The sequence below is a fragment of the Mesorhizobium sp. EU05-FHT14A09 genome (assembly GCF_058790995.1).
The window spans coordinates 17495-43339 of the sequence record NZ_JBYTDF010000001.1; the positions used below are offsets into that span (position 1 = coordinate 17495).

Consider the following 25845-nt stretch of genomic DNA (forward strand, 5'->3'; position numbering starts at 1 on the left):
AAACATGAGCAAGCTGCAGATGGTCTATGCCGCGTTGGTCGTGCTCGGCATGTCGGCGGCCAACTTCAACGGCTATGCCGTAACCGCAATGTTCAATGGCAAGCAGACAGCCAATCGCGATGCCAACGCATATCACAAATAGGGGGCTTCAATGGACGTGACCGGCCTGATCGATCTGAAACTCGTCGTTGCTTCCCTGGTCTATTCGGGCCTGGGCCTCGTCGTCTTTGTCGTCGCCTTCGTGCTGCTTGATCTGCTGACCCCGAAGGTACAGGTCTGGAAAGAGATTTGCGAGAAGCAGAATACGGCGCTGGCGATCTTCCTGGGATCCGTGGTGATAGGCATCGCCTTGATCATCGCCTCGGCCATTCACGGCTGACAGCGGTATCCAGTCCGGTTGGCGTAAGGCGCTTTCGTGGAAATCCTGCTCCTCTTTTCGGCTTTCGTCATCGCGACCTGCGGGCTGATCTATGAATTGATCGCCGGCACGCTGGCGAGCTATCTGCTTGGCGATTCCGTAACGCAGTTCTCGACCATCATTGGTACCTATCTCTTCGCGATGGGCGTCGGATCCTGGCTTTCCCGCTATATCGAACGCAACCTGCTCGCCTTTTTCGTTCGCATCGAGATTCTCATCGGAGCGATAGGCGGCTCTTCTGCTGCGGCGCTCTTCATCCTGTTCGACCAGGTCGCCTCCTTCCGCTTCTGGCTTTATTTCCTAGTCGGCGTGATCGGCGTCCTTGTCGGGATCGAAATTCCGCTGCTGCTGCGTATCCTGGAAGGACGGCTGGCGTTCAAGGATCTGGTCTCCAAGGTCTTTACCTTCGACTATATCGGTGCGCTGTTCGCTTCACTGCTCTTCCCGATGGTGCTGGTGCCGCATCTCGGCCTGATCCGTTCGGCCTTCCTGTTCGGCATCCTGAACACGCTGGTGGCGATCTGGATGCTCTATGCCAACAGGGCCGAGACGATACCGAGGCGTGGGGCGCACAAGGCCGCGGCCTTCATCGTGCTGGCGTTGCTCGCGGCCGGCTTCGTCTGGTCGGAACGTATCCAGTCGATCTCGGAAGCAAGCATCTATCCCGGCACAGTGATCTTCGCCGAATCCACACCCTACCAACGCATCGTGGTCACTCGGCAGCAGCGCGACATCCGCCTCTTTCTCAATTCGAACCTGCAATTCTCGTCGCTGGACGAATACCGCTATCACGAGGCACTGGTGCATCCTGCGATGAGCGCGCTGAAGGCGCCGGGCAAGGTGCTGATCATCGGCGGCGGCGACGGCTTGGCCCTGCGGGAAGTCTTGAAATATCCGACGGTCGAGACCGTGACCATGGTCGACCTCGATCCCGCCATGACCCGGCTGTTCTCCAGCAACGAGCTGATGACGTCGCTCAATGGCGGTGCCCTGTCTTCACCCAAGCTGACGGTCGTCAATGCCGACGCCTTTCTCTGGCTTCGGCAAGGCAAGTCGGCCGATACGCGCTTCGATGTGGTGATCATCGACCTGCCGGACCCTTCGAACTTCTCGATCGGCAAGCTGTATTCGCTGACCTTCTATCGGCAGCTGAAATCGGCGCTGAAGGATGACGGCATCGTGGTGATCCAGAGCACGTCGCCACTGGTTGCACGCAAATCCTTCTGGTGCGTGAACAACACGCTGGCAGCAGCCGGATACCAGACCGCAGCCTATCATCTTTTTGTGCCTTCCTTCGGAGAATGGGGGTTCATCATCGGCTCGTTTGCACCCTATCGGGTCCCGGAGCGCCTGCCCGAAGGGCTGCGCTTCCTCGATCTGCCGACCATGAAGGCAATGTTCCAGTTTCCGCCCGACATGGCGCATGTCGCCACCGCAATCCAACGGCTCGATGACCAGCCGCTGGTGCGCTATTTCGATGAGGAGTGGGGCGATTACCTCATCTATTGAACGTCGGAACACCGGTATTCGGGCCGCAAAGGCGCCTTTGATCCTGGCGTTGATGGGTGCGCGCGCATTGCTGTGCCCATCCCAGGAGTGCCAACCGGACGCGGCCTTGCCATGAGCCGGATCACCCGCAAGCAGTTCCTGGCCCTTGGAGCCGCTACGCTCGGTCTTGCTGGGACCGGGCTGGCAGGGAGGGCGCTGCCCGGCGGCTATGCTGGTGGTACGGTGCCCGGCGAGCTTGTTGGTGCCTCTTCCTCCATCGGTCATCGGCTGCGGGGCGGCGTCTTCGCAGCTCCGGGCGAAGTCCACCGGACCGATGTCGTCATCATCGGCGGTGGCATAGCAGGTCTGGGTACTGGTTATCGCCTCGCCAAGGCTGGCTACGACGATTTCCTGCTGCTCGATCTCGAAGCCACTCCAGGTGGCAATGCCGCCAGCGGACGCAACGAGGTCTGCGCTTTTCCCTGGGGTGCCCACTACGTGCCGCTGCTCACCCAGGAGGCCAGGGCAGTTCAGGCACTGTTCGAGGATTGCGGCATCATCACCGGCCGCGGTGCAAACGGTGCGCCGCTTTACGACGAATACGCCTTGTGCGCCGACCCTTCCGAACGCCTCTATCGCTACGGACGTTGGCAGGACGGGTTGGTGCCCGCGATCGGAATTACCGAAGAGGAGGCGGCAGAGACGGGCCGCTTCTTTGCCACGATGCGCGAATTCCGTCGCCGCATCGGCGGCGATGGTCGCCGCGCTTTCGCCATTCCCCTCGACCTGAGTTCACAGGACGCCGACCTCATGGCGCTCGATTCCATCACCATGGCGGACTGGATGGAACGCGAAGGTTTTCGATCTCCGGGGCTCGTCTGGTATGTCGATTATTGCTGCCGAGACGACTACGGCACGCGCTCGAAGGATGTCTCGGCCTGGGCCGGCATCCATTATTTTGCCGCCCGTAACGGCAGGGCGGCCGAAGCCGAAGAGCAGGGTCTGGTCACCTGGCCCGAGGGTAATGGCTATCTCGTACGGCGCCTTGCAGAGGTTCTCGGCCCGCGCGTTCGGCAGCGGGCGCTGGCCTTTGCTGTTGAAACGAGCGGGGAGCGCGTGCTGGTCGACGTCTGGGATGCGGCTAGGGACGAGACCTTCCGTGTCGAGGCGAAAGCCGTGGTGCTGGCAACGCCGCATTTCGTCACGGCGCGACTGATCAAGGATACAGCCCTTGCGGCGGGCTTTTCCTACGCACCCTGGGCGGTGGCCAACATAACCCTCGACAGCATGCCGGGCGGCAAGGGCGCGGGCCTGAGCTGGGACAACGTCGTCTTCGACAGCCCTCTTCTGGGTTATGTCGTGGCCACCCATCAGCTCACGCAGATGCGCCCGACGAAGACCGTGTTGACCTATTACTGGCCGCTCAGCCACCTGCCTCCGGAAGAGGCGCGGCGGGAAGCCCTGGCGCGGCCATTGCAGGCTTGGCAGGACCTCTTCCTGAGGGAGCTTCTCACTGTCCATCCCGAGCTGGACGGCCATGTCAGGCGGGTCGATGTCTGTGTCTGGGGGCATGCCATGATCCGGCCGGTACCGGGCTTCATCTGGGGAGCGCAGCGGCGGGCAGTCCTCATGCAGAAGCCGCCTGTTTTCACCGCACATTCAGACATGAGCGGCATCTCCATCTTCGAGGAGGCCTATACACATGGGGTTCGTGCGGCCGAGAATGTCATGACCTATTTCGGTCATCCGTTCGAGACGGTGCTGTGATGGCGCATTCCCTTCTCAAGACCCAGCCCTGGATATTCTCGGCCCGCTTCGATCTCGGCTTGATCCTGGCGCCGGCACTGTTGGTGACGCTGGCTGCACTGGCTTGGCCCCTGCTCGGCAGTCAGGCAGACGATACATCGCCCTGGATCTGGCTGACGCTGGTGGTCGGGGTCGACGTGGCTCACGTCTACTCCACGCTGTTCCGCACCTATTTAGACCGTGCCGAATTGAGCGCACGGCCCTGGCTTTATGGCTTGACGCCGCTGCTGGCGTGGCTCGGCGGCAGCCTGCTCTACTGGTGTGGCAGCCTCTTGTTCTGGCGCGTACTCGCCTATGCCGCCGTGTTCCACTTCGTGCGCCAGCAATACGGGTTCATGATGATCTATGCGCGCCGGGAACGCGGCTTGCCGCCACTCTTCCGGCGCATCGATCAGGCTGCGATCTACGGCGCCACGCTCTATCCGCTGATCTATTGGCATTGTAACCGGCGGCAATTCTCCTGGTTCATCGACGGCGACTTCATCCGCCTCGACCTGCCGTTGCTCGCCACCGTCGCCGGCCTGGGATACGGCATCATTCTGGCCGCCTACGTCGTCAAGGAGGTCATGCTGCTGCGCCGCGGCATTGGCTTCAACCTGCCGCGCAATCTGCTTCTGGCCGGCACCGCAACGTCCTGGTTCATCGGCATCGTGCTCTTTGATAACGACCTGGTCTTTACCGGTACCAACATCATCGCCCACGGCATTCCTTACATCGCGCTGATCTGGGGCTATGGCCGCAACCAGGCGCGGCTTCAGGGCGCGCGCAGTTCTTTCCTCGCGCCCTGGATTGCCCGCCTGTTCACCTGGCGGGCAATGCCGGTCTACATGATCATCCTTTTCGGCCTTGCCTATCTGGAGGAGGGCTTTTGGGATGGTTTCGTATGGCGCGAACATGGCGGCATCTTCGGCGTCTTCACCGCTCTGCCGTCGCTGGGTTCTTCCGACGCCATGATCTGGCTGGTGCCGCTGCTTGCGATGCCTCAGGCCACCCATTACATCCTCGATGCCTTTATTTGGCGCATGCAGACAAGGGACACAGATTGGAAGCGGGTGCTGTTCGCGCAAGAGCCGGGGCGGTCCTGATGGACGCCGGTGTAAACGATCAGCTTCAGGCCGGGCAGGCCCAGCCCTTCGCCCCGGGTCTGCACCTGCTCGTCGATTTCTGGGAGTGTCGCGGTCTGCGGGATGCCGAGGGCATCGAGCGGACCTTGCGCGAGGCAGCGGCTGCCTGTGGTGCCACGGTGCTGCATGTCATGCTGCACAATTTCGGCGAGGGCGGTGGCATCACCGGCGTCGCCTTGCTCGCCGAATCTCATATCAGCATCCACACTTGGCCCGAAACCGGCTATGCAGCGCTCGACATCTTCATGTGTGGCCGCTGCGATCCGCGAGCAGCTCTGCCCGTGCTGGAATCCTGGTTCTCACCTGGTGGTACCAGGATTACAGAGCATCCAAGGGGATAGGGTTGCGAGCTTATCGAAGTTGAGGACAGCTTTCGCCAACTCGTTTGGCGGACAATGGCCAATCTGCCGCCGCATGCCGTGTCATGGTTCGTCCCTGGCCAAATAGGCGTTTCGCCGGATCACAGCCCTTGGGCAAATTCGATCTGTCGGCCAGCATCTGCCGCTTCACGATACGCGGTTCAATGCGCGAGCGCCGCGGCGGGCTCAAGTCTCGCAAGCGTGGCAGCAGGACGATGTTCGCGAAACGCCGCGGCAAGCGTTCTCAGCGTCGCCCGCGACCTGGTGTCTGTCAGCGTCGACAGCAGGATGATTTCCGATGAGGGAAGTGCCGGCAGTCCAAACCGCCGGCTGACCTCGACCGTGCCGGACGGCGCCAGCCGGCACGAGAACACCGATGCCGCGAGGCCAGCGGCGACGGCTTCCGCGACAGCAAACGTGCCGCAGCCGAGGAACACTTCCGTCCAGGCGATGCCGGCATCGTCCAGTGCGCGCGTCGTCAGATTGCGGATGGCGCAGGTCGGCGAGGAGGCGGCCAGCCGCAGCGGCTCGCCTGCGCGATGCTCGAAATCCGGGGTGGCGAACCAGCCGAAATCCTCCTGCGCGAGCACTTCGCCATCCCGCCGGTCATCTTCCCGGCGAATGATCGCGGCGTCGATGTCGCCGCGATCGAAAGCGGCGAGCAGGTCGCCGGGATCGTCGAGCCGCACTTCGATGGTGAGGGCGGGATCGTGCGCGTTCAGCCGCGCCAGCAAGGTCGGCAGCTCAGGCGCTCCGACATGGCTCGCGATGCCGAGTGCGAAGCGGCGCCGAGTCGACGCCAGGGTGGCCATCGCCCGGTCATGCGCGGCCAGAAACTCGCGCGCGGCGTCGACGAACAGCGCGCCCTGGGCTGAGAGACGCACCTGGCGCGGCGTCCGCTCGAGCAGCTTTTGGCCGACCTGATCTTCCAGTCTTTTCAGCTTCACGCTCATCGCACCCTGCGTGGTGCCAAGCGTTGCGGCAGCGCGCGTGAAACTCTGGAAATCGGCGATGGCCAGGAATGCCTTTACGGCGTCGACGTCCAATGTGGCCATGCCATCCATCCGGATTTGTTGTCACTGAAATGTAGGTTCATCCAATTCTAAAATCATCCGCCAGAACCTAGTTTTTCGCCCGACGCGCAACATGCGTCGGGCCCGCGCTTGACCGTCGGCCGCCGCCCCAATCTGTCGAAAGGCTGACCATGCCAAATGCCCTGACCCGCCAAGGCGTCGTCGTTCTGTCCGCCGTCTGTCTCGCCTGCCTGATGTTCGGACTGGAGATCTCCAGTGTCCCGACGATCCTGCCGACGTTGGAAAAGGTGCTGCATGCGGATTTCAAGCAGCTGCAGTGGGTGATGAACGCCTACACACTCGCGGTGACGACCGTGCTGATGGCCGTCGGCACGCTGGCGGATCGTTATGGGCGCAAGCGCGTCTTTCTCATATCCATCGCGGTCTTCGGCATCGCATCGTTGATCTGCGGCGTCGCCGGAGATGTGCGAACCCTCATCGTGGCGCGGTTTCTTCAGGGCATGAGTGGCGGCGCGCTGCTGATCTGTCAGATCGCGGTGCTCTCGCACGCGTTTCAGCAGGGCCGGGAGCGCGCGATCGCTTGGGGCTGGTGGGGCGTCATCTTCGGCGTCGGGCTGGGCTTCGGACCGATCATCGGCGGCGGCATCGTCGCCGTTTCGAACTGGCAGTGGGTGTTTCTCATCCATGTGCTGCTGGCTGTGATCACCTTCCTGCTCACGCTGACTGGCGTTGATGAATCGAAAGATCCGCAGGCAGGCAGGCTCGACATCGCAGGCATCCTCACGCTGTCGCTGGCCGTCTTCTGCCTTGCCTTCTACATCACGCAGGGACCGGACTTCGGTTTTGCCAGCGCGACCGGCCTTGCGGTTCTCGGCTTATCGTTGGCGAGCTTCATTGCCTTCGTCATTACCGAAAAGGTCAGTGTGCGTCCGATGTTCGACTTCTCGGTGTTCGGCATCCGCCCTTTCTCTGGTGCGATCATCGGTTCGGCGGCGATGAACATCTGCTTCTGGCCGTTCATGATCTATCTCCCGATCTGGATGCAGGTCGGCCTCGGCTATGACAGCGTCACGGCCGGCCTCGCCCTGCTTGCCTACACTGTGCCGACCTTGGTCATGCCGCCTTTCGCGGAGCGCCTGTCACTTCGCTATCAGCCGAGCCTGGTCATCCCGGCCGGCCTGTTCACGATCGGTATCGGGTTCTTCCTGATGAGGTTCGGCATTGCGTCGGCGCATCCGAGCTGGCTGACGATGCTGCCAGGATGCCTGATCGCCGGCGTCGGCCTCGGCATTGCCAACACCCCGGTCACCAACACGACGACGGGCGCAGTCTCAAGCGACCGGGCTGGGATGGCGTCGGGCATCGACATGAGCGCGCGCATGGTCTCGCTCGCGGTCAACATCGCCATCATGGGCTTCATCCTGGCGAGCGGCGTTGCCGTGCATCTCAGGCAGGCGCTGCCGGAACTGGACATCACCCAGATCCGGCCGCTCGCCGAGAGGATTTCCGCCGGCGCCAGCGCTTCGATCCCCGGCGTGACGGATGTCATCGTGCATCAGGCGCTCGCAACCGGCTTTGAATGGGTGACGCTGTATGGCGGGATTGGAGTCTGGATCATGGCCGCGTTGAGCTTGCTGACCTTCAACGCAGGGGTGTCTCGCAAGCCGAAAGCTTCGCAGACCGGGCAATCGTAGTGAAACGGGGCGCAAAATGGAGAGTGCGCGATATTGCGAGGACGACGCCCTCTGGTATAGGTTCACTCCCGGATTGAACAGCAACGCGAGCAGAAAAGGAGTTGTCACATGATTGTGCTTGTCGCCAACGCGCTCCGCTGCGCCGCCCGTTCGGCTGCCCTGACGACAGGGAACTGATCAGCCTTTGGCCGGCGCCTTATATGGCATCCCGACCGAAAGATTTATCCAAGTGCTTGAAACCTATGGCTGGAGCGAAACGCTCCAAAACGCATTCCTGCCGCATGCCGCGTCAGGGCTCGTCCCTGGCCGCGTGATCGTTCAACAGCGTGGCCTCTACCGCCTGATCACACCCGTTGGCGAGTTGAGCGCCGGTCTCGCCGGCCGCTTTGCCTTTACCGCCGGCGAAACGGAGCATCCGGTCGCCGGCGACTGGGTGGTGGTGGCGGCACGCCCCGACGAAGGGGCGGCGACGATCCACCATCTGCTGCCGCGCACCACCTGCTTCCGGCGCAAGGCCGCCGGTACCGGCGAGACAGCCCAGGTCATCGCCGCCAATGTCGACCTGGCGCTGCTCGTTGCGTCGCTGAATGCCGACTTCAACCCGCGGCGGCTCGAACGCTACCTTGCCGTCACTCGGGAGAGCGGCGCCACGCCGGTCATCGTTCTGACCAAGGCGGATGTCTGCGACGATCCCGCCGGTCCCATCGCCGCCGCCGAAACCGTGGCGCTCGGGGCCAGCGTGATTGCCATGTCCTCGCTGACTGGGCAGGGGCTCGACACCGTGCGGCGTCTGATCCTGCCTGGGCACACCGCGGTGCTGCTCGGCAGTTCCGGCACCGGCAAGTCGACCCTGCTCAACGCGCTCGCCGGCAAGGCTCTTATGGCGACCCAGGCCATCCGCGAGGACGATGCACGCGGACGGCACACCACGACCCATCGCGAACTCGTGCTTTTGCCGGGCGGCGGGCTGGTGCTCGACACGCCTGGCATGCGCGAGCTCGGGCTGTGGGACACCGGTGCAGGTCTCGCGGCAACCTTTGCCGACATCGAGGAACTGGCGGGCCGATGCCGGTTTCGCGACTGCGGCCATGGTGGCGAGCCGGGCTGTGCCATCGGTGCCGCTCTGCAGGACGGAAGCCTGTCCGAGGATCGCTGGCTGAGCTACGGAAAGCTGCAACGCGAGCTGGCATATCTCGACCGCCGCGATGATCCTGTGGCGCAGGGTGAGGAGCGCCGCAAATGGGTCCGTCTCAACAAGGACTACCGCAGCCGCAAGCGCGAGAAGGGCAGGGGCTGGGCTGACGAGTGAGGGGTTCTGGGCCCTGTTGTCGATATCTGCCCTGCAGCCATAGCGCTGCAGGGCATGCTGTCTGCATGGCGGAAAACCCCTGGAGGCAGGCCGGGTCTCGACGGCGGTATGGCACTACCTTTGTTTCGCGGCAGCCTGCCTTGCCAGGTAGATGATCTGAGCTGCCAGACCAAACACGAGAATGGCCAGCAGCCCGCCCTGTGCGCCGAGCAGCAGCGGCGATTTCAGGTCGGTCACGAAGGGGTGACCATCCGGAACGCGGCGCAGCACCTCGGTAATGGTCGGCAGCAGCAACAGAAACGCGCTTACGCTCAGGCAAATGGTCTCGACGTATCTGGCCAGGCGCGTTGGGCCCAGGATGCGATCGATCCCGTAACCTGCGAGCAGGAACAGGATGGTCAAGGCTCCGATGGCGTAGCTGACCGCTTGATGTGCCACAAAGAAGGCCGTTGTCGCGCCAATGAGCATGGAAACAAAATAGATTGTTCCCGGCGTGGAGCGGGGAACGATCCGACCATGGCGGGCGAACATATAGAGCGCCACGGGAATGGCTGGCAGGCTGCCGAGTGTATGGACCCAGCCGAGCGGAGAAATTCCGAACATGGGAGATTGCCTTTCATCGAACAGAGAAGAGGTGATCAGGCAGACCGTCGACAACAGCCTGCGATAATGAAGAAACTATCTACTAGTCGGTAGGTATTTCGAGCATGTGTTCACCTCCTTGGCCGGTTCCAAGTCTCAAGCGGCTATACGATCCAAGAAGGGGCGGGTTACTGCACCGAAAGTGCGGGCATCGCCGTAAGCGCGCGCCGACAGCATCGCGCCATGCACCGTGGCCATGAACGTTTCGGCGTCGGCGCGGGCTGTGCCTGTCAGGGTAAGACGGCCTTGTGCAGCGCCGCGCTCCAGGACGGAGGTGAGCCAGTCCGAGAGACCTCGAAAATGCGCGCGCACTTCAAGGACGACGGCTTCCGGGAGAACCGGAATCTCACCGGCAAGCAAGGCGCAGACACAAAAGGGATGGCTCGCATCAACGATACAGCTCTCCCAGTAGCCGACATAGGCGCGGAGTTGATCGAGCGGATCGGAGACATTTCGTTCCAGCTCGGCGAGGCCGGCCGCAGCCTCCTCGCGATACTGTGCAACCAGCTTGCGGACCAGATCTGATTTGCTGGGGAAATGATGGTGAATGCTCGCATTGCGAATGCCGACCACGTTGGAGATGTCGGCATAGCTGAAGCTGTTGTAGCCGCCCCTGATGATGAGAGAGCGCGCGCAGCGCAGAATTGCATCGGCCTTGGTTTGCAACTTATCCATAACACAGCCTACCAACTAGTAGGTAGAAAGTCAAATGTCGCAAGCGGCTCATGTCGGTTTGGTATCTTCGACGGAAGGCGAGTGCTGCAGAAGCGTGCTCTGTTGGATCGCACACTTTGTAGCTGAACCAGGATGCGGGGAAGCGATAGCTGAAGCTCCATCGTGTCGCAGTCTGCCGCAATGGTTGTCTTTCCCCACCTGCCATGCACCGGTAAGCTGGCACGCGTGCTGGCATCGACGGACGCTTCATCCCGGCGTCTGTCGGTCAGCGAATGTTGTCTTTCAGCGGAGCAAAGTTGCCATGACCAAAGCCCCCGACGCCAACAAGACATTCAAGGTGGAGAACGACACCACGGCCGGATACTGGCACCATCGTGCCGAAAACACGCTGCCGCCGCCCGACATGATGGGCGCTTACATGCGCAACAAGCCGGTGCCGGGAAACCAGGTCAAGGGCAGGAAGGCGTGGATCATCGGCAGTGGCATCGCCGGCCTTGCGGCCGCCTTCTACATGATCCGCGACGGCGGCATGGCGGGCAAAGACATCACCATTCTCGACGCCATGCAGATCGAGGGCGGATCGCTCGACGGCGCCGGCAATCCCGAGGAAGGTTACATCATCCGCGGCGGTCGCGAGATGAACTGGAATTACGACAATCTGTGGGACATGTTCCAGGATGTCCAGGCTCTGGAATTGCCGCAGGGATACAGCGTGCTCGACGAGTACCGCCTCGTCAACGACAACGATCCCAACTATTCGAAGTCCCGCCTGATGCATAAAAGAGGTCAGATTCGTGACTTCTCGACACTCGGCCTTTCGCGCTCGCAGCAATGGGAGCTGATCAGGCTGCTGCTGAAGCGCAAGGAAGATTTGGACGACGTCACCATCGAGCAATATTTCAGCCCGGGCTTCCTCGAGACCAATTTCTGGTACCTCTGGCGCTCCATGTTCGCCTTCGAGAACTGGCAGAGCCTGCTGGAGATGAAGCTCTACATGCATCGATTTCTGGATGCGATCGACGGGCTGACGGACCTCTCCGCGCTCGTCTTCCCGAAATACAACCAGTACGACAGTTTCGTGCGTCCGTTGGTGAACCACCTCAAGGAACGCGGGGTGGTCGTTCAGTTCGATACGCGCGCCTTCGATCTCGACATGGCGGTGGAAGGCGACAGTCGTACCGTTACGGCAATCCGCGCCAAGGTGAAGGGCAAGGACACCTCGATCCCGGTCGGGTCGAACGACGTCGTTTTCGCGCTGACGGGATCGATGACCGAAGGCACCGCCTATGGCGACATGGACAATGTGCCGGTGCTGGAGCGCGGCAAGCATGAACCTGGCGAAACGAGCGACTGGGCGCTGTGGAAGAACCTGGCGGAGAAGTCACCGATCTTCGGCAAGCCGAAGAAATTCTACGGCAATGTCGACGGCTCGATGTGGGAATCGGTCACGCTCACCTGCAAGCCATCGCCTTTGGTCGAGAAGCTGAAGGAACTCTCGGTCAACGATCCCTATTCGGGCCGGACGGTGACCGGGGGGATCATCACCTTCACGGATTCCAACTGGGTGCTGAGCTTCACCTGCAACCGGCAGCCACATTTCCCGGATCAGCCGGGCGATGTCCTGGTTCTGTGGGTCTACGCGCTGCTGATGGACAAGGACGGCAACTACGTGAAGAAGCCAATGCCGGCCTGCACGGGCAAGGAGATCATCGCCGAGCTCTGCTATCACCTGGGTATCGAGGACCAGGTCGATGCCGTCGTTGCCAACACCAAGGCGCGGCTTGCGCTGATGCCCTACATCACCGCCATGTTCATGCCACGCGCCGCCGGAGACAGGCCGCATGTCGTGCCGGCAGGATGCACGAACCTGGCGCTGATGGGGCAGTTCGTCGAAACCGCGAACGACATCATCTTCACCATGGACAGTTCGATCCGTACCGCGCGCGTCGGCGTCTACACGCTTCTGGGCTTGCGCAAGCAGGTCCCGGATATCAGCCCGGTCCAATACGATATCCGCACGCTCCTCAAGGCCGCGCGGGCGCTCAACAATGACGAACCGTTTCCGGGAGAGCGGCTGCTGCACCGCTTGCTGGACAAGACTTATTTCGCGCACATCCTGCCGCCGCTCCCGGATCAGGAATCCGCCTGGCGTGAGAAGGCAGAAGGAGAGCTGGCGGAATTGCTTGGCGCGGGAGGCCAGGCGTTCGGCCGGATCGCCGGTTGGCTGGAGACGGTCCGTGACAATCTGCGCGGAAAACGCCCATAGTCCGCTTTGCAGGCAGTTCGTTTTTTAAGCGAATGCTGCCTGGCACGGATGCGTGACTCAAACCGACCGGCGGGCCGATCCCTTGCACTATCGACCGCCGGTTCCAAGCTCTGATCTTTGGTCGGATTGGTGCATCAGCTGCGGCTAAATTTCAAAAAAATTGTTTGATTAAAAAAAATTTGACGAAGGAGTTTTGAGGCGATAGAAGCCCTCCCAACCTCGGGAGGAGGAGCAAATTGCTGCAGGCGCGCAAGGCGGGGTCACAAGCGACCTCGGTGTCGATTGAAATCCAGAATGTCGAAAAGCGGTATCCGGCCACGGGCAATGGTCCCGGCACGCATGCGCTGCGCGATGTGTCGCTTTCGGTCCACAAGGGCGAGGTCGTGGTCATCATCGGTCCGTCCGGGTCCGGGAAAAGCACCCTGCTTCGAACGATCAATGCGCTCGAGACGGTCGACGGCGGCTCGATCGTGGTGGACGGTGTCTCGGTTACCGACAAGGCGACCAACCTGCCGGCGTTTCGCAGCCGGGTCGGGATGGTGTTCCAGCACTTCAACCTCTTTCTTCATATGACCGCCTTCAGCAACGTCGTCCTGCCGCCGATTGCCGTGAAGGGCGTCAGCAAGACCGATGCCGAAGCCGCGGCCAACAAATACCTCGCCAGGGTCGGCATGCTGGATCGCGCGCATGCCTATCCGGCGCAGCTCTCCGGCGGCCAGCAGCAGCGCATCGCCATTGCACGCGCCCTGGCGATGGAGCCGCAGGTGATGCTGTTTGACGAGGCCACCTCCGCCCTTGATCCCGAGGCCGTTGGCGGGGTGCTGGACCTCATGCGCGAACTCGCCGGCGAAGGCATGACGATGGTCGTCGTCACGCACGAAATGAGCTTCGCGCGCGAAGTGGCGGACCGGGTCGTGTTCATGGACGCGGGTGCCGTCGTCGAAACCGGCACGCCGGAAGAGATCTTCCAGAACGCAAGAAGTGAGCGGACGCAAAAGTTCCTTTCACTCGTTGGGTCGGCGTGAGCGATCGCGCCGGATTTGTTTGTTCACAAAAAAGGGGAACCTCATGAAGCAGCTTATCAAGTCACTTGCCGTGGCAGCGGTCGCGCTGGTGTCGGCCGTTACATCACAGGTCGCGCATGCAGACGATGTCATGGACCGCATCCTGCAGCGCGGTGAACTCCGCGTCGGCGTGCAGACCCAGGGCGAGCCCGTCAGCTTCGTTGACAAGAACGGTGCACGCACCGGCCTGGCCATCGAGATCGTGCAGATGATGGCGGCCGATCTCAACGTCAAGCTCGTCATCCAGGACTACGACTGGAAGGGCCTGATCCCGGCGCTTCTTGCCGACAAGTTCGACATCCTGGCCGCCGACATGACGCCGACGCCGCAGCGCACGGCGCAGCTGCTGTTTTCGCGGCCGTTCTTCTATCAGGACACTGTCGCCTTCGTGAAGAAGGACAGCCCGTACAAGACCTGGCAGGAGTTGAACGCCAGCGGCCTCAACGTCGGTGGCGTCCAGGGCGGCACCTACATCACCACCATCAAGGACTACCTGCCGCAGGCAACGGTGAAGGAATTCGCGAGCGGACCGGCCAGCGCCCAGGCCGTTTCGGTGGGACGCGTCGATGGCGCCATTTCCAGCGCCGGCAATGTCGCTGCCTACTCCACCAGTTTTGACAATTTGCGCATGCTCGAAGGCAACATCACCCGCGAGCCGCTGGCATTCGCCACCCGCAAGGACAACATCCAGCTGAAATTCTGGATGGACAACTGGATCGAGCTCAGGACCGCCGACCGGAAGCTCGACAATCTGGTCGACTACTGGTGGACGAGCATGAAGTGGGAAAAGGACCACAAGTAAAATCCGAACTGCTTCCCCGGTGGTCAAACCGCCGGGGAAGTGCGTGTCTCCGCTGGAGCAATTCCGGGAAAAGTGCGTAGCGGTTTTCCGTCCGAAATTGCGCAAAAACAAAGAGTTAGAGTGTTTTCCGCGTTTCCGAAAACCGGAAACGCTCTAGGGAAAAAGCAATGTCTGAATTCTGGAGCGCCGTGCAGTCTGTGTTCAATTATCGGTTTGTGCTCCAGTACCAGGACCAGTTCCTGCTGGGCATCTACAACACGATCATTGCCGCAGGCCTGAGCCTCGTCCTGTCGCTGACATTTGGTTTCGCTGTTGCCTTGATGCGACTTTCGGGCCGCAAGCCTCTCGTCTACGCGGCAACCTCGTACATTCAGATCATCCGGTCGACGCCGCTGCTGCTGCAGATCTACATCGTCTATTTCGGGCTGCCGAGCCTGATCCCGGCCATGGGGCGCATGCCTGAGATCGTGCTTGGTACGATCGCACTCACGCTTCACACCACCGCCTATATGGCCGAGATCATCCGTTCGGGCATCCTGTCGGTGCCGCGCGGCCAGCGTGAAGGCGCCATCGCGGTCGGCATGACGACCCTCCAGCAATATCGCTACGTCATCCTCCCGCAGGGCATCGTCAATGTCATACCGGCATTGCTCGGGCAGACCGCGATCCTCATCAAGGACACGTCGCTGCTGTCGCTGATCACCGTCTTCGACATCGTGAGCGCCGGCATGCTGCTCAACAGCGATCTGGTTCGCCCCAATGAAGGCTTCCTCACCGTCGCGGCGATCTTCCTGGTGTTTTACCTTGTCATGGTGTTCGTCTCGAATCTTGTCGAGACCCGTCTGGCCGGACGGGGCTGGAGGAGTGCGGCATGAGTCATTCCGTCGACATCTTCCTGGCCGTGCTGCCGGCACTCTTCGCCGGTTTTGTCGAGACCCTCAAACTCGCGCTTGCAGGCATCGTGTGGGGGTCGCTCCTCGGCATCGGGCTCGGTACGCTGCGCGGCCAATATGTGAGGATCGCAACCCCGATCATCGGCGGCTATCTCCATATCCTGCGCGGAACGCCGTTCCTGGTACAGCTCTACATCATCTACTTTGTCCTGCCCAATACCGGATGGCGGTTCCTCCAGTTCGATTCCTGGACGGCGGCAACGATCGGACTCGGCATCTACACGTCGAGTTATGTGACCGAGATCGTGAGCGGCGCCATTCGCGCTATTCCGCGCGGACAATGGGAGGCAGCTTTCGCTCTTGGCTTCACCCGCCTCAAGACACTGCGCCTCATCATCCTGCCCCAGAGCATCGGCCTGGTGCTGCCTTCGCTCGGCGGCGTCTATGTGACCCTGATCAAGGCAACGTCGATCGTCTCGGTCGTCGGGATTGCCGAACTCATGCGTCAGGCTGAAATCCAGATCGTGCGGTTCCCCGGCGATATCCTGTTTATCTATGCAATCGCCGGGGCCCTCTATTTCGCCTTCTGTTTTCCGGTACTCATGCTGGTCGGGAAGCTCGAGAAAAGAGCCACCCGAGGACTGCAGGTCAGGGTCTAGAAAGGATCAATTCCGGTGCCGAAATCCAAACAGCAGATCAGTGCGCCATCGACCGAAACCGGCAGGTTTCAGTTCGAGACCGCCATGAACATCATGGCGACGCTGGTCGCCCAGTTCGGTTCGAATTGCCAGGCCTCTCTCTATGAAATCCGGGAGGGGGCAGCTCAGCTGCGCGCCTCGGTGGGGACGGTCATGGACATACCGCAAGGGTCGCGCCTGTCTTCCGCCCTGCTTGAAAAATTCCGGCAGGCGTCGCTGAACCGCGCACCGCGCATGCAGTTCACGGGCGCGACGCCCGACGGCCGGCGGCTGAGTTCTTCGCTCACCGCGATAACCGATACCGCGACCGGCGAAGAGATCGGCCTGCTCAAGATCGATTTCTGCATCGAGCATCTCATCTCCAGCATCGATGTGCTGCAGACCTATTGCGGTATCGACGAGCAGTCGAGAACCGAGGAGTTGAACGAAGACGATGACATTGGCCGGCGTGTCGACGGCATCATCGCCGAGGCATTCACCAATGGCAGCCGGGAGAAATTGTCCGGCAAGGAATACCGCCTGGATATCGTGCGGCGCCTCGAGGAGAAGGATGTCTTCCGTGTCAAGGGCGCCGTTGAGATCGTCTCGGGCCGGCTCAATGTCTCGAAATACTCGATCTACAACTATCTCGACCAGGTGCGTCGAGCCCGTCCTTCCAAATGATCCTGAAGACTGAACCGGAATACAGCATGCTCACTCGGACCTTGCCTTTCACAGCACCCAGACAGATCGTCCTTGAGAGCGCGACGCCATTCCGGCGCCTGAAGAACCTTGAAAAGGCGCTAGGTTGCGAAGGCCTCTTCATCAAGCGCGACGACCACATGGAAATCGCCCTCGGTGGCAACAAGCTTCGCAGCCTCGAATTCTGGCTTGGCGCTGCCATGCAGGCAGACGCCGACATTCTCCTTGTCGCTGGCGGTCCCATGTCGAATCTGTGTCGCCTCACGGCGGCAGCCGCTGCAATGCACGGTTTCGATTGCATCGTGTTCCACAACGCCGAAGCATCGGAGACCGCGAAACAGAAGTCGTTCCTCAACAAGGTCTTCGGCGCCGAGGTTCGTTATCTCGGCAATCTGAGCGAGGACCTGCGCGCAAAAGCGGTTACCGATGCCGCGGAAGAACTCAAGGCTGCCGGCAGGAAGCCCTACATCGTCGGGGACGCCATCGTCGGAGCGATGGGCTATGCCGTCGCGGCTTACGAACTCCACCAGCAGGCCCAGGCCGATGATGTCAATCTGCGCCATGTGTTCCTGAGTGGTTCCATGGGGCCGACGGAAGCGGGCTTCATCTTTGGCAATGCGCTTCTCGGCAACCCGTTCACGGTGCATCTTGTCAGCGTCGAATACGGTCAGGCCGAACTCGCCGCGCGCGTGGCCCGCATCTATGACGGCCTGAGATCAGCCACGCAATTGGCGGCTCCATCTGTCGAGGATCTGCCGATTCACTACCATATGGACTATCTCGGTGACGGTTATGGGCGTCCCACGCCGGAAGCGGAAAAGGCTTTGCTCATGCTCGCGCGCGCCGAGGGAATTCTCACGGAGTATGTCTATACCGCCAAGACCCTCGCAGGCTTTGTCGACATTGCAGGCAACGGCTGTATCCCGGCCGGCGAAGCCAGCTGCGTGTTGCACACCGGCGGCGTCCCATCCCTGTTTTCGCAATTCGATCTGTTCAAGTCGTTGCACTGACGCAGGTCCAAACAAACCATACCGCGCCTGGAATTGCTCTAGCGAACGGACTTCAGGAACGCACCGAGACGTGGGCTGCGCGGCTGGCGCAGCACTTCGGCCGGTGCTCCTTCTTCCTCGATGCGGCCGTCATGAAAGAACACGACCTTGTCGCAGACTTCGCGGGCGAAGCTCATTTCATGTGTCACGACAAGCATGGTCCGGCCTTCCTTCGCCAGGGAGCGGATCACGGCCAGAACCTCGCCCACCAGTTCGGGATCGAGCGCGGAGGTCGGTTCGTCGAACAGCAGCAACTCCGGCTCGACGGCGAGCGCCCGCGCGATGGCGACGCGCTGCTGCTGGCCGCCTGATAGTGACGTCGGATAGGCGTTGACCTTTTCGTGCAGGCCGACCTTGGCCAGCAACTCCATGGCCTTCTCCACCGCCTGCTGTCGCGGCACGCCATGGACGTGGACGGGAACCTTGATGATGTTCTCCAGCACGGTCCAGTGTGACCAGAGATTGAACTGCTGGAACACCATGCCGGTACGGCGGCGCAGCCGCTCGACATCCGCCTGGGCGGGAGCCTTGCCACCGCCTATCTCCAGGCTTTGGCCCTTGAAGTCTATTTCGCCGGAGCTCGGCGTTTCGAGGAAATTGAGGCAACGCAGAAACGTGCTTTTTCCCGATCCGCTGGCGCCGATGATCGAAACCACCTGATGCTCATAGGCCTTGAAGGAGACGCCCTTGAGCACCTCGACGGCGCCGAAGCTCTTGCGCAGATCCCGCGACTCGATGGTTGGCACCGCGGACGCGGATTTGCCGGCAGGCAGTTCGATCACACTCATCATTTCCTCCGGTGGTGCTCTTGCGGCGGCACAAAGGATCCCGCCTGGCACGCCATTGCTGGAATGCGCATTCTTGCTGTCGTCTTGTCGGGTAGGCTGACGGGTCGGCGCTGCTTGCGCCTCAGCCTTCCATCGCCAGGCCTCCGCTGCGCTTGATCCGGCCTTCAAGCAGCCGCACCCCGAAACTGAGCACCATGTTGAGTGCGAGATACACCGCCCCCGCCGCCGCGAAGACTTCGATCGGGGCATAGGTTTCCGAGGCCAGGATACGCGCCTGCCCGGTCAACTCGATGATCGTGATGGTGCTGGCGAGCGATGTGCCCTTGAGGATCAGGATCAATTCGTTGCCATAGGCCGGCAACATGGTGCGCAAAGCCTGCGGGAAGACCACCAGGCGAAACCGCTGCGTGGCGGTGAGGCCGAACGCCTTGGCGGCCTCGACCTGCCCGCGCGGCACCGCAAGCAACCCGCCACGGATGATCTCGCTGCCATAGGCCGCCGTGTTCAGCGACAGCGCAAGGAGGGCGCAGGCATAGGCTTCGCGGAAGATCGGCCACAGAATGGAGCTGCGCATCGCGTCGAGCTGGCCAAGCCCGTAATAGACAAAGAAGACCTGCGCCAGCAGCGGGGTGCCGCGAATGACGTAGACAAAGGTATAGGCAAGCGCGGAAAGAGCGCGAATACCCGAAAGCCTTGCCGCTGCCAGCAGCACGGCCAGCATGAAGCCGAGCGCGATCGAAGTGAGCGCCAGTTCCAGCGTCAACGGCAGTGCCGACAGCAACGCCGGAAACGAGCCGAAAAGCACATCCCATCTCATTTGCCGTATCCCCCGATGACAGAGCGGCTGAAATGACGTTCAGCGCCCTCGAACACCTTGTTCGAGACGGACGTGAAGAAGAGAAAGATGACGATGGCGACCATATAGAACAGGAATGGGCTGCGCGTGGAGCCTGCGGCCACGTCGATGGTGCGCATCAATTCGACCAGCCCCGTGACCGAGATCAGTGCGGTGTCCTTCAGAACGAGCTGCCAGACATTGGCGATAGAGGGCAGGGCGTAGCGCAGCATCTGCGGCAGCTTGATGCGGAAAAACAAAGTGGAGCGCTTCATGCCGAAGGCATGCGCGGCTTCGATCTGTCCTTTCGGTATCGCCTGGAATGCGCCACGAAACACCTCGGCGCTGTAGGCTGCGCAGATCAGGATGATGGCAAGGACACCAGCGCTCAAGGCGTCTGCAGCGACGGCACCGGAGTAGCCCATTGCGTTGGCGACATGGCGATAGAACTGGCCGCCGCCGAAGAAGAGCAGGTAGATAACCAGGAGTTCGGGCACGCCGCGGACAACGGTCACATAGACCCCCGAAACGGCGCGCAGCAGGATATTTGGAGAGAGGCGAGCCGCTGCAATCGGTAGCCCCACCACAAGCCCGCCGGCAAAACCCAGTGCCGCAATGACCAGGGTCATTGCAGCACCGTACGCCAGCTCGTCGCCCCAGCCGGTCGGGCCGAAAGCGAGAAGGTCGAGGGTCTTCATTTGGTAGCGTTTTCCGGGATCGAACCGTCGACGCCGATCCACTTAACGCTCATCTTGGAGATGCTGCCGTCCGTGGTCGCTTCGCGGATCGCCTTGTCGAACTGCTCGCGCAATTCCGTTTCCTCGCCCTTGCGGAATGCCAGCGCCACGCCCTTGCCGAGCGCACCGCCTTTGAGCGCAGGACCGAAGGCGACGAAATTCTTGCCCGCCTTTTTCTGCTCGCCGATGAAGTTGAGCGTCGAGCCTGCCCCGTCGACGGCAGCGTCGATACGGCCGGCTACCAGGTCGAGCAGCATGTTCTCGCCCTTGTCATAGATCTTCACCTTGACGCCCGGAAAGGTCTCCTCGAAGAACTTCGCATGCGTCGAGGCGCGTTCCACGCCGACGGTTGCCTCCTTGAGCGCTGTGGCGACATCACCGATGACGGCCTTGTCCTTGTCGCTCATCGTGCCCAGCAGGATGGTCGTGCCTTCACCGCTCTTGAACTGGCCGAGCGTGCTGTCGCCGGAGGCGATGAGGCGCGTCGGGCCTGCATAGTAGGGGATCGAGAAATCGACGGCCTTGGCGCGTTCGTCGGTGATGGACAGCGACGCGAGGATGGCATCGAACCGCTTTTCGTTGAGGGCCGGGATCATGCCGTCGAAATTCTGGATGACCCACTCGCATTTGACGTTCATGCGCTTGCAGATGTCATCGACCAGATCGACTTCGAAGCCGATCAGCTTGCCTGAAGGATCGGTATAGTTGAATGGCGCGTAGGTGCCGTCGGTTGCGAGTTTCACCACCCGCTGCTCGGCCGCATGAACGGTGCCGGCTCCGGCGACAAGCATCGCCACGGAGACAAGCAGCATTCGTCTCTTCATGTTCATTTCGCTCACCCTCTGTTCTTGTTCACGCCGCCATGGAGCGCCCGGAACGGACGTCTTGCGCGGAGCCCTGTCGAGAGTAGGCCGAAAGACAGCCACGTTTGGTCAAACGAACAGCGACGGGCGGCAAAAAATGTCCGGTTTGGCGTCCTGCCCGGCAGTTTATTTTGCCAACTCCACCTGGGTCCCCTGGCTCTTCAGCCAGGTGACGAAGGCCTCTGGAACCCGCCCCGGAGTATGGACAACGGCATAGTAGGCTCCGAGTACCACCTCGACCGACGGGCACAGCTGGACGATGGTGCCGGCTTCCAGCAGGGAGGAGACGAAGACAGTGTTGGCCTGGGCGACGCCGAGGCCCGAAAGGCAGGCATCGATCGATGCTTCGTCGGTGTCGAAGACCATGCTGCGACCCCGTGGCTCGAAGGGGATGGCTGCGCCCTTGCACCACTGCCGCCAGGACCACGCATCCGCCGTGTCCTGCAGGATCGGCAGATCGAGGACCTGAGCCGGATCGATATCGGCGGTCGATCCAGCCAGAAGTTGCGGACGGCAAATGGGCGCGGTGGTGTCGGCCAGGAACAGCTCGCCCTCTGCGTCGGTTGTCGGCAAGCTGCGCGCATATCTGATTTCGATGTCGATCCGGTCGCTGCCCGCCGCTCCGATGGTGCGAAAGCGCAGGTCGACCCCCGGATGGTCGAGATGATAGTGCTCGATCCTTGGGATCAGCCAGCGCTGCGTCAATGTCAGCGGTGCCCGTATGGTGAGTTTGGCGGCCTCGCCTGAAACCTCGCGCACGCCCTTGCGCACTTCGGCCAGCGCATTCCTGACATGGCCGAGGAAAGCTCTGCCCGTGTCGGTCAGTTCGATGGCGTTGTGGCTGCGCTGGAACAGCGTCACGTCGAGAGATTGCTCGAGAAGCTTGATTTGCCGGCTCACCGCGCCGGGCGTCAGGTTCAATTCCGAGGCTGCCAGCGTCAGGCTGCCGAAACGGGACGCAGCTTCGAATGCGACCAGCGTGTTGAGCCAGGGCAGTCTGACGGTCTCTGCATGTTTGACGCTCATTCAGGCGTTACCATTTTTCGATTGCAAGCCCAGGGCGTCCTCTCATTCTGGCAGAGCCCCAGCAGACCGACTGGCCAGCAGCGCCGTGCAGCCCCCAGTTGAGCCTCGTCAGGAGAAAAACACAATGAACATGGTGCCTTTGAAACCGGAATTCGCCGGCCTGCCCGGCAAGGTCGACCGCATCGATCTGCGCATCCTCACCGAATTGCAGAAGAACGGCCGGATCACGAATTTCAAACTGTCCTCGATTGTCGGCATCTCTGCCAGCCCATGCCACAAGCGTGTGCGCCGGCTGGAAAAGATGGGGCTGATCAGCGGCTACCGGGCCCAGATCTATTGGTCACGGCTTTACTCGAACGTCATGGTCTTCGCCGCCGTGTCGCTCAAGAACCACGGCTCGGCCGACTTCCAGACCTTCGAGCGTCGTATCAAGCACCATCCGGAAATCACCAACTGTTTCGGACTGTGCGGACCTTACGACTATATGCTGCGCTTCGATTGCCGCGATATCGCCGCTTATGAAGCCATCTCGCGTGAGCTTCTCGACGGTAACGTCTCCTTCTCGCGTTTCGACAGCTTCGTGGTGCTGCGCGAGATCAAGAACGAGCCTTTGTCTCCGGCCGTCGCTTCGCTGCAGGGATCGCAGGACGAGTTGCGGCGGGTCGCCTGATCCCGGTCGTGTTCGTGCCGTCCTGTTTCAGGCAGTCTGGGCCTGCATTGGTTTCCTCGTGGCTTCAAACCGGTATGGGTCGAAGCCCTCGATCTGTGTGGATGTACGGCCGTCGAGCACCAGTTCTGTAACCACTTCGCCGATGCCGGGGCCAAGCTGGAAGCCGTGTCCGGAAAAGCCGAAGGCATGGATCAACCCGCCGACGGCACGGCTCCTGCCCAGAAACGGCAGCGAGTCCGGCGACTTGCCTTCAACGCCGGCCCAGCTGCGGATGAAATTGCGGCCACGCAGGAAAGGCAGCACGTCGACGGCGATGCGCGACGCGTCGAACAGGTTCTGTGGAACATACTTTGCCCGGCCGGTGTCCAGATCGGCGCGACCCGGGCCACGTCCGAACAGCAGATTGCCCCGCCCGATCTGCCGCGCGTAGAAGAAGCGTCCATTGACCGGATAGTCCACTGTCGAGGTGACCATGCGCGGAAATGGCTCGCTGACCACCATTTGCGGCGCCATCACGTCGAGGGGAAAGATTTCCGAGAACTGCGCCGCGAGACGTGCGCCCCAGGCGCCAGCGGCATTGATCAGGGTGGGGGCGCGGGCTTTGGTCCCGGATTCGGTTTCGATCTGGAAGCATGTTCCATCATGGCGGGCAGTCCGCACCGCATCATACTCGCATATGTCGGCGCCAAGCCTGCGTGCGGCAATGGCAAATATTGGTGTGACCAGCCGCGGATTGGCCGCGCCATCACCGGCAACGAAGCATCCGCCGAGCACCTTGGTGCCGATCCAGGGGAATCGTCTGGCCACCTCGGCTCCTGTCAGCATCTGCGCACCGACGCCATGACGTTCAGCCATGACCGACCATTGTTCGACTGCCGCCATGTGCTCTGGCCGGTCACAGATCTCGACATGTCCGGTGATTTCTGTCTCGCAGCTGTCACCGACAAGCGCTTCGATCTTCTGCCATTGCCTGCGGGCACGCAGGCTGAGCGGCAGTTCAGGTTCGGCGCGGCCGTTGGTGCGCAGGCCGCCGAAATTCACGCCACTGGCCTGGGCGCCGACCGCGCCGCGTTCGAACAGGCTGACCCGAGCGCCCCTGCGTGCGAGATAGTAGGCCGAACAGACGCCGGCTATGCCGCCGCCGACGATGATGACGTTCGTCTCAAACAACTTGGTCATCGCCATCACGCTTTTCGCAATCACGCATCCAGGCATCGACCTGCAGGTCGGCCTGGCTGCAAGTGCGCCCATAGGAGATCGGTTTCACGGGTCCCTGTCCACGCAGCTTGCCGACCTGGTCCAGCGGTTTTCCGGTTGCTGCCGAAAGCAGTTCGGCCAGGACGGGTCCGCAGACACGGCCCTGGCAACGTCCCATACCCGGACGGGCAAGCGCTTTCAGCCTGTTCACTTCCTGTGGCTCGAACCGGTCGATGGCAGCCCGGATCTCACCGAAAGTGACATTCTCGCAGCGGCACAGGATTGTTTCGTCCGGCGCCTCGCCGATCCAGTCGGCAGGAAAGGGAAAGCTCGTCTCGACGCCTTTTCGGAATGCGGCCAGCCGGCCGAGATCACGCTCGATCTGGCGTAGCCGAGCCTTGGGTGCTGGCAGGCCGATATCGGCAACTAGCGCCAGCGCCGCACGCTCGCCAGTCAGTTCGGCGACATCGGCCCCACCGATCGCACTGCCGTCGCCAGCGACATAGATGCCATCGCCTGCACGGCCCTGTCCGTCATGAGCAACGACCCATTGCCGGTTGGCAGCGTCGAAGCGCGTCCGGCATCCGGCGATCTCGGCAAGCTGCATTTCCGGACTGAGCCCGAAGCCCAGGCCAACGGCGTCGCATGGCACGAACGTGTCCCGGCCGCCGGCGCTGAAGTGGATGCCTTCGACATTGTCGGCACCTGAGACCGAGCGCAGTCGCACACCTTCACGCAGCATGATGCGCTTGCGCGAAAGATAACGGCGATAGCCAAGGCCGCGCAGCAGCATGCCAGGCATGCGGGCCATCTGCACGGCACCACGGACCTTGTCGGTGTAAGAGGAGGAGTCGAGCACCGCCACGACATTGGCGCCGGCCTTGGCGTATTGGTAGGCGACGAGATAGAGCAGGGGCCCGGTGCCGGCGAAGACCACGGCGCGACCGATGGAACAGGCCTGGTTCTTGAGTGCGACCTGCGAGCCGCCAAGCGTGAAGACGCCGGGCAAGGTCCATCCCGGTATCGGGATGATGCGGTCCATCGCACCTGTGCTCAGCACCAGCCTGTCGAACTCAACCCTGTCCGTGCCGGATGCGTCGCTGGTGTGCACGGCATCATCGAAAATGTTCCAGACCAGCGTGTTGGGTCGATAGTCGATTGCACCGGCCAGGGCATCGAACATGTCGTGAAGGTGTATCGCCTTCGGCGCGTCATCCCCATAGAGGCTGGCCGGCGGCCGCTTGAAACCGGCGGGCTGGCGCCTGTAGATCTGGCCGCCGCTTGCCGGCGCCTCGCTGATCACAGTGAGGTTGCGGCAGCCGGCGCGATAGAGCGTTTCCGCTGCCCGTGAACCTGCCGGTCCGCTGCCCACCACGACGATACGTTCATTGCCGGCCATGATCACCTCGCCTCGCGCGTCATGACATCCATGCCGTCGCGGACTTCGGTGGTGCAGGCGCGAACCCGTTCTCCTGAAGAAAGCATCAGCCAGCAATCCTGGCATGCGCCCATGTTGCAGAAGCCGGCGCGCGGTCCGTCACCGAATTCGGAATGACGCAGCCGACGCCCGTTCAGGAGCATCGCGGTCAGCAGTGTGTCGCCGCCGAGACAGGAGACGCTCTCGCCATCGATGCGGATATGAACGGGCGCCCTGTCGGCCTCGCCCAAGCGGATGAATTGTCCTGCGCTGCTGCCTGTCATCGGATCACAACTCTGAAATACCAGCA

Annotated in this window: 27 protein-coding genes; 16 read left to right on the plus strand and 11 right to left on the minus strand. The window is 61.7% G+C overall.

The features are described 5' to 3' along the window. Positions 1–4 precede the first annotated feature (4 nt). The 6 genes from AC3WTO_RS00040 (at position 5) to speD (ending at position 5177) form a co-directional block, all read left to right on the plus strand. Positions 5–142, plus strand: a complete 138-nt coding sequence (locus AC3WTO_RS00040; RefSeq protein ID WP_492458644.1) for a hypothetical protein — start codon at positions 5–7, stop codon at positions 140–142. Positions 143–151: 9 nt separating this feature from the next. After that, positions 152–379 (plus strand): DUF350 domain-containing protein, encoded by a 228-nt coding sequence (locus AC3WTO_RS00045; protein ID WP_492458645.1) that lies wholly within the window; start codon positions 152–154, stop codon positions 377–379. Positions 380–415: 36 nt separating this feature from the next. After that, complete coding sequence (locus AC3WTO_RS00050) at positions 416–1927, plus strand: polyamine aminopropyltransferase (protein WP_492458646.1); 1512 nt, start codon at positions 416–418, stop codon at positions 1925–1927. Positions 1928–2038: 111 nt separating this feature from the next. Next, positions 2039–3673: an FAD-dependent oxidoreductase gene (locus AC3WTO_RS00055; protein ID WP_492458647.1), complete on the plus strand. Its 1635-nt coding sequence runs from the start codon at positions 2039–2041 to the stop codon at positions 3671–3673. Next, positions 3673–4797 carry a hypothetical protein gene (locus AC3WTO_RS00060; RefSeq protein ID WP_492458648.1) on the plus strand — a complete coding sequence of 375 codons (1125 nt, stop codon included), beginning with the start codon at positions 3673–3675 and terminating at the stop codon, positions 4795–4797. Before AC3WTO_RS00055 ends, AC3WTO_RS00060 begins: the two co-directional genes overlap by 1 nt. Further along, positions 4797–5177 carry an adenosylmethionine decarboxylase gene (gene speD / locus AC3WTO_RS00065; protein ID WP_492458649.1) on the plus strand — a complete coding sequence of 127 codons (381 nt, stop codon included), beginning with the start codon at positions 4797–4799 and terminating at the stop codon, positions 5175–5177. The genes AC3WTO_RS00060 and speD overlap by 1 nt, the downstream gene beginning before the upstream one ends. Before the next feature lie 179 nt (positions 5178–5356). On the opposite strand, the gene AC3WTO_RS00070 is transcribed toward speD, so the two are convergent. Further along, positions 5357–6250 (minus strand): LysR family transcriptional regulator, encoded by an 894-nt coding sequence (locus AC3WTO_RS00070; RefSeq protein ID WP_492458650.1) that lies wholly within the window; start codon positions 6248–6250, stop codon positions 5357–5359. 149 nt (positions 6251–6399) lie between these two features. On the opposite strand from AC3WTO_RS00070, the gene AC3WTO_RS00075 reads away from it, so the two are divergent. Both AC3WTO_RS00075 and rsgA read left to right on the plus strand, forming a co-directional pair. Continuing rightward, positions 6400–7923, plus strand: coding sequence for an MFS transporter (locus AC3WTO_RS00075; protein ID WP_492458651.1), 1524 nt, complete (start codon positions 6400–6402; stop codon positions 7921–7923). A gap of 229 nt (positions 7924–8152) precedes the next feature. After that, entirely contained in the window at positions 8153–9232 is a 1080-nt protein-coding gene (rsgA, locus tag AC3WTO_RS00080; RefSeq protein ID WP_492458652.1) for a ribosome small subunit-dependent GTPase A, read from the plus strand. A gap of 114 nt (positions 9233–9346) precedes the next feature. Here the strand turns inward: rsgA and AC3WTO_RS00085 are convergent, their stop codons facing one another. Both AC3WTO_RS00085 and AC3WTO_RS00090 read right to left on the minus strand, forming a co-directional pair. Continuing rightward, entirely contained in the window at positions 9347–9835 is a 489-nt protein-coding gene (locus AC3WTO_RS00085; RefSeq protein WP_492459992.1) for a hypothetical protein, read from the minus strand. A gap of 135 nt (positions 9836–9970) precedes the next feature. Next, positions 9971–10549: a TetR/AcrR family transcriptional regulator gene (locus AC3WTO_RS00090; RefSeq protein WP_492458653.1), complete on the minus strand. Its 579-nt coding sequence runs from the start codon at positions 10547–10549 to the stop codon at positions 9971–9973. Between the two features lie 301 nt (positions 10550–10850). Here AC3WTO_RS00090 and AC3WTO_RS00095 point away from each other — a divergent pair, with 301 nt between their 5' ends. From AC3WTO_RS00095 to AC3WTO_RS00125, 7 genes are all read left to right on the plus strand, one after another. Further along, positions 10851–12815 (plus strand): oleate hydratase, encoded by a 1965-nt coding sequence (locus AC3WTO_RS00095; protein WP_492458654.1) that lies wholly within the window; start codon positions 10851–10853, stop codon positions 12813–12815. Positions 12816–13054: 239 nt separating this feature from the next. After that, positions 13055–13840, plus strand: coding sequence for an amino acid ABC transporter ATP-binding protein (locus AC3WTO_RS00100; protein ID WP_492459993.1), 786 nt, complete (start codon positions 13055–13057; stop codon positions 13838–13840). Between the two features lie 43 nt (positions 13841–13883). Beyond that, positions 13884–14681: an ABC transporter substrate-binding protein gene (locus AC3WTO_RS00105; RefSeq protein ID WP_492458655.1), complete on the plus strand. Its 798-nt coding sequence runs from the start codon at positions 13884–13886 to the stop codon at positions 14679–14681. A 167-nt stretch (positions 14682–14848) separates the two neighbouring features. Continuing rightward, the gene (locus tag AC3WTO_RS00110) at positions 14849–15556 is read left to right on the plus strand and encodes an amino acid ABC transporter permease (RefSeq protein WP_492458656.1); all 708 of its coding nucleotides are present in this window, start codon (positions 14849–14851) and stop codon (positions 15554–15556) included. Further along, on the plus strand, positions 15553–16233 hold the full coding sequence (locus AC3WTO_RS00115) for an amino acid ABC transporter permease (RefSeq protein WP_492458657.1): 681 nt from the start codon (positions 15553–15555) through the stop codon (positions 16231–16233). The genes AC3WTO_RS00110 and AC3WTO_RS00115 overlap by 4 nt, the downstream gene beginning before the upstream one ends. A 15-nt stretch (positions 16234–16248) precedes the next feature. Next, on the plus strand, positions 16249–16935 hold the full coding sequence (locus tag AC3WTO_RS00120; protein WP_492458658.1) for a helix-turn-helix domain-containing protein: 687 nt from the start codon (positions 16249–16251) through the stop codon (positions 16933–16935). Positions 16936–16961: 26 nt separating this feature from the next. Next, a complete protein-coding gene (locus tag AC3WTO_RS00125; protein ID WP_492458659.1) occupies positions 16962–17963 on the plus strand; it encodes a 1-aminocyclopropane-1-carboxylate deaminase/D-cysteine desulfhydrase in 1002 nt (333 codons plus the stop codon). 38 nt (positions 17964–18001) lie between these two features. Here AC3WTO_RS00125 and AC3WTO_RS00130 read toward each other — a convergent pair whose 3' ends face one another. The 5 genes from AC3WTO_RS00130 to AC3WTO_RS00150 form a co-directional block, all read right to left on the minus strand. Further along, positions 18002–18793, minus strand: a complete 792-nt coding sequence (locus tag AC3WTO_RS00130; protein WP_492458660.1) for an ABC transporter ATP-binding protein — start codon at positions 18791–18793, stop codon at positions 18002–18004. A 118-nt stretch (positions 18794–18911) separates the two neighbouring features. Continuing rightward, entirely contained in the window at positions 18912–19607 is a 696-nt protein-coding gene (locus AC3WTO_RS00135) for an ABC transporter permease (RefSeq protein ID WP_492458661.1), read from the minus strand. After that, positions 19604–20323 (minus strand): ABC transporter permease, encoded by a 720-nt coding sequence (locus AC3WTO_RS00140; protein ID WP_492458662.1) that lies wholly within the window; start codon positions 20321–20323, stop codon positions 19604–19606. Before AC3WTO_RS00140 ends, AC3WTO_RS00135 begins: the two co-directional genes overlap by 4 nt. After that, a complete protein-coding gene (locus AC3WTO_RS00145) occupies positions 20320–21174 on the minus strand; it encodes a transporter substrate-binding domain-containing protein (RefSeq protein ID WP_492458663.1) in 855 nt (284 codons plus the stop codon). Before AC3WTO_RS00145 ends, AC3WTO_RS00140 begins: the two co-directional genes overlap by 4 nt. Positions 21175–21351: 177 nt before the next feature. Next, complete coding sequence (locus AC3WTO_RS00150) at positions 21352–22251, minus strand: LysR substrate-binding domain-containing protein (protein ID WP_492458664.1); 900 nt, start codon at positions 22249–22251, stop codon at positions 21352–21354. A 124-nt stretch (positions 22252–22375) separates the two neighbouring features. Here AC3WTO_RS00150 and AC3WTO_RS00155 point away from each other — a divergent pair, with 124 nt between their 5' ends. Further along, a complete protein-coding gene (locus AC3WTO_RS00155; protein WP_492458665.1) occupies positions 22376–22921 on the plus strand; it encodes an Lrp/AsnC family transcriptional regulator in 546 nt (181 codons plus the stop codon). A 27-nt stretch (positions 22922–22948) separates the two neighbouring features. Here AC3WTO_RS00155 and AC3WTO_RS00160 read toward each other — a convergent pair whose 3' ends face one another. From AC3WTO_RS00160 to AC3WTO_RS00170, 3 genes are read right to left on the minus strand one after another with little or no spacing between them, the layout of a single operon-like run. Continuing rightward, a complete protein-coding gene (locus tag AC3WTO_RS00160; protein WP_492458666.1) occupies positions 22949–24100 on the minus strand; it encodes an NAD(P)/FAD-dependent oxidoreductase in 1152 nt (383 codons plus the stop codon). Beyond that, complete coding sequence (locus AC3WTO_RS00165) at positions 24084–25517, minus strand: FAD/NAD(P)-dependent oxidoreductase (protein ID WP_492458667.1); 1434 nt, start codon at positions 25515–25517, stop codon at positions 24084–24086. Before AC3WTO_RS00165 ends, AC3WTO_RS00160 begins: the two co-directional genes overlap by 17 nt. A gap of 2 nt (positions 25518–25519) precedes the next feature. Further along, entirely contained in the window at positions 25520–25819 is a 300-nt protein-coding gene (locus tag AC3WTO_RS00170; protein ID WP_492458668.1) for a (2Fe-2S)-binding protein, read from the minus strand. Between the last annotated feature and the right edge of the window lie 26 nt (positions 25820–25845).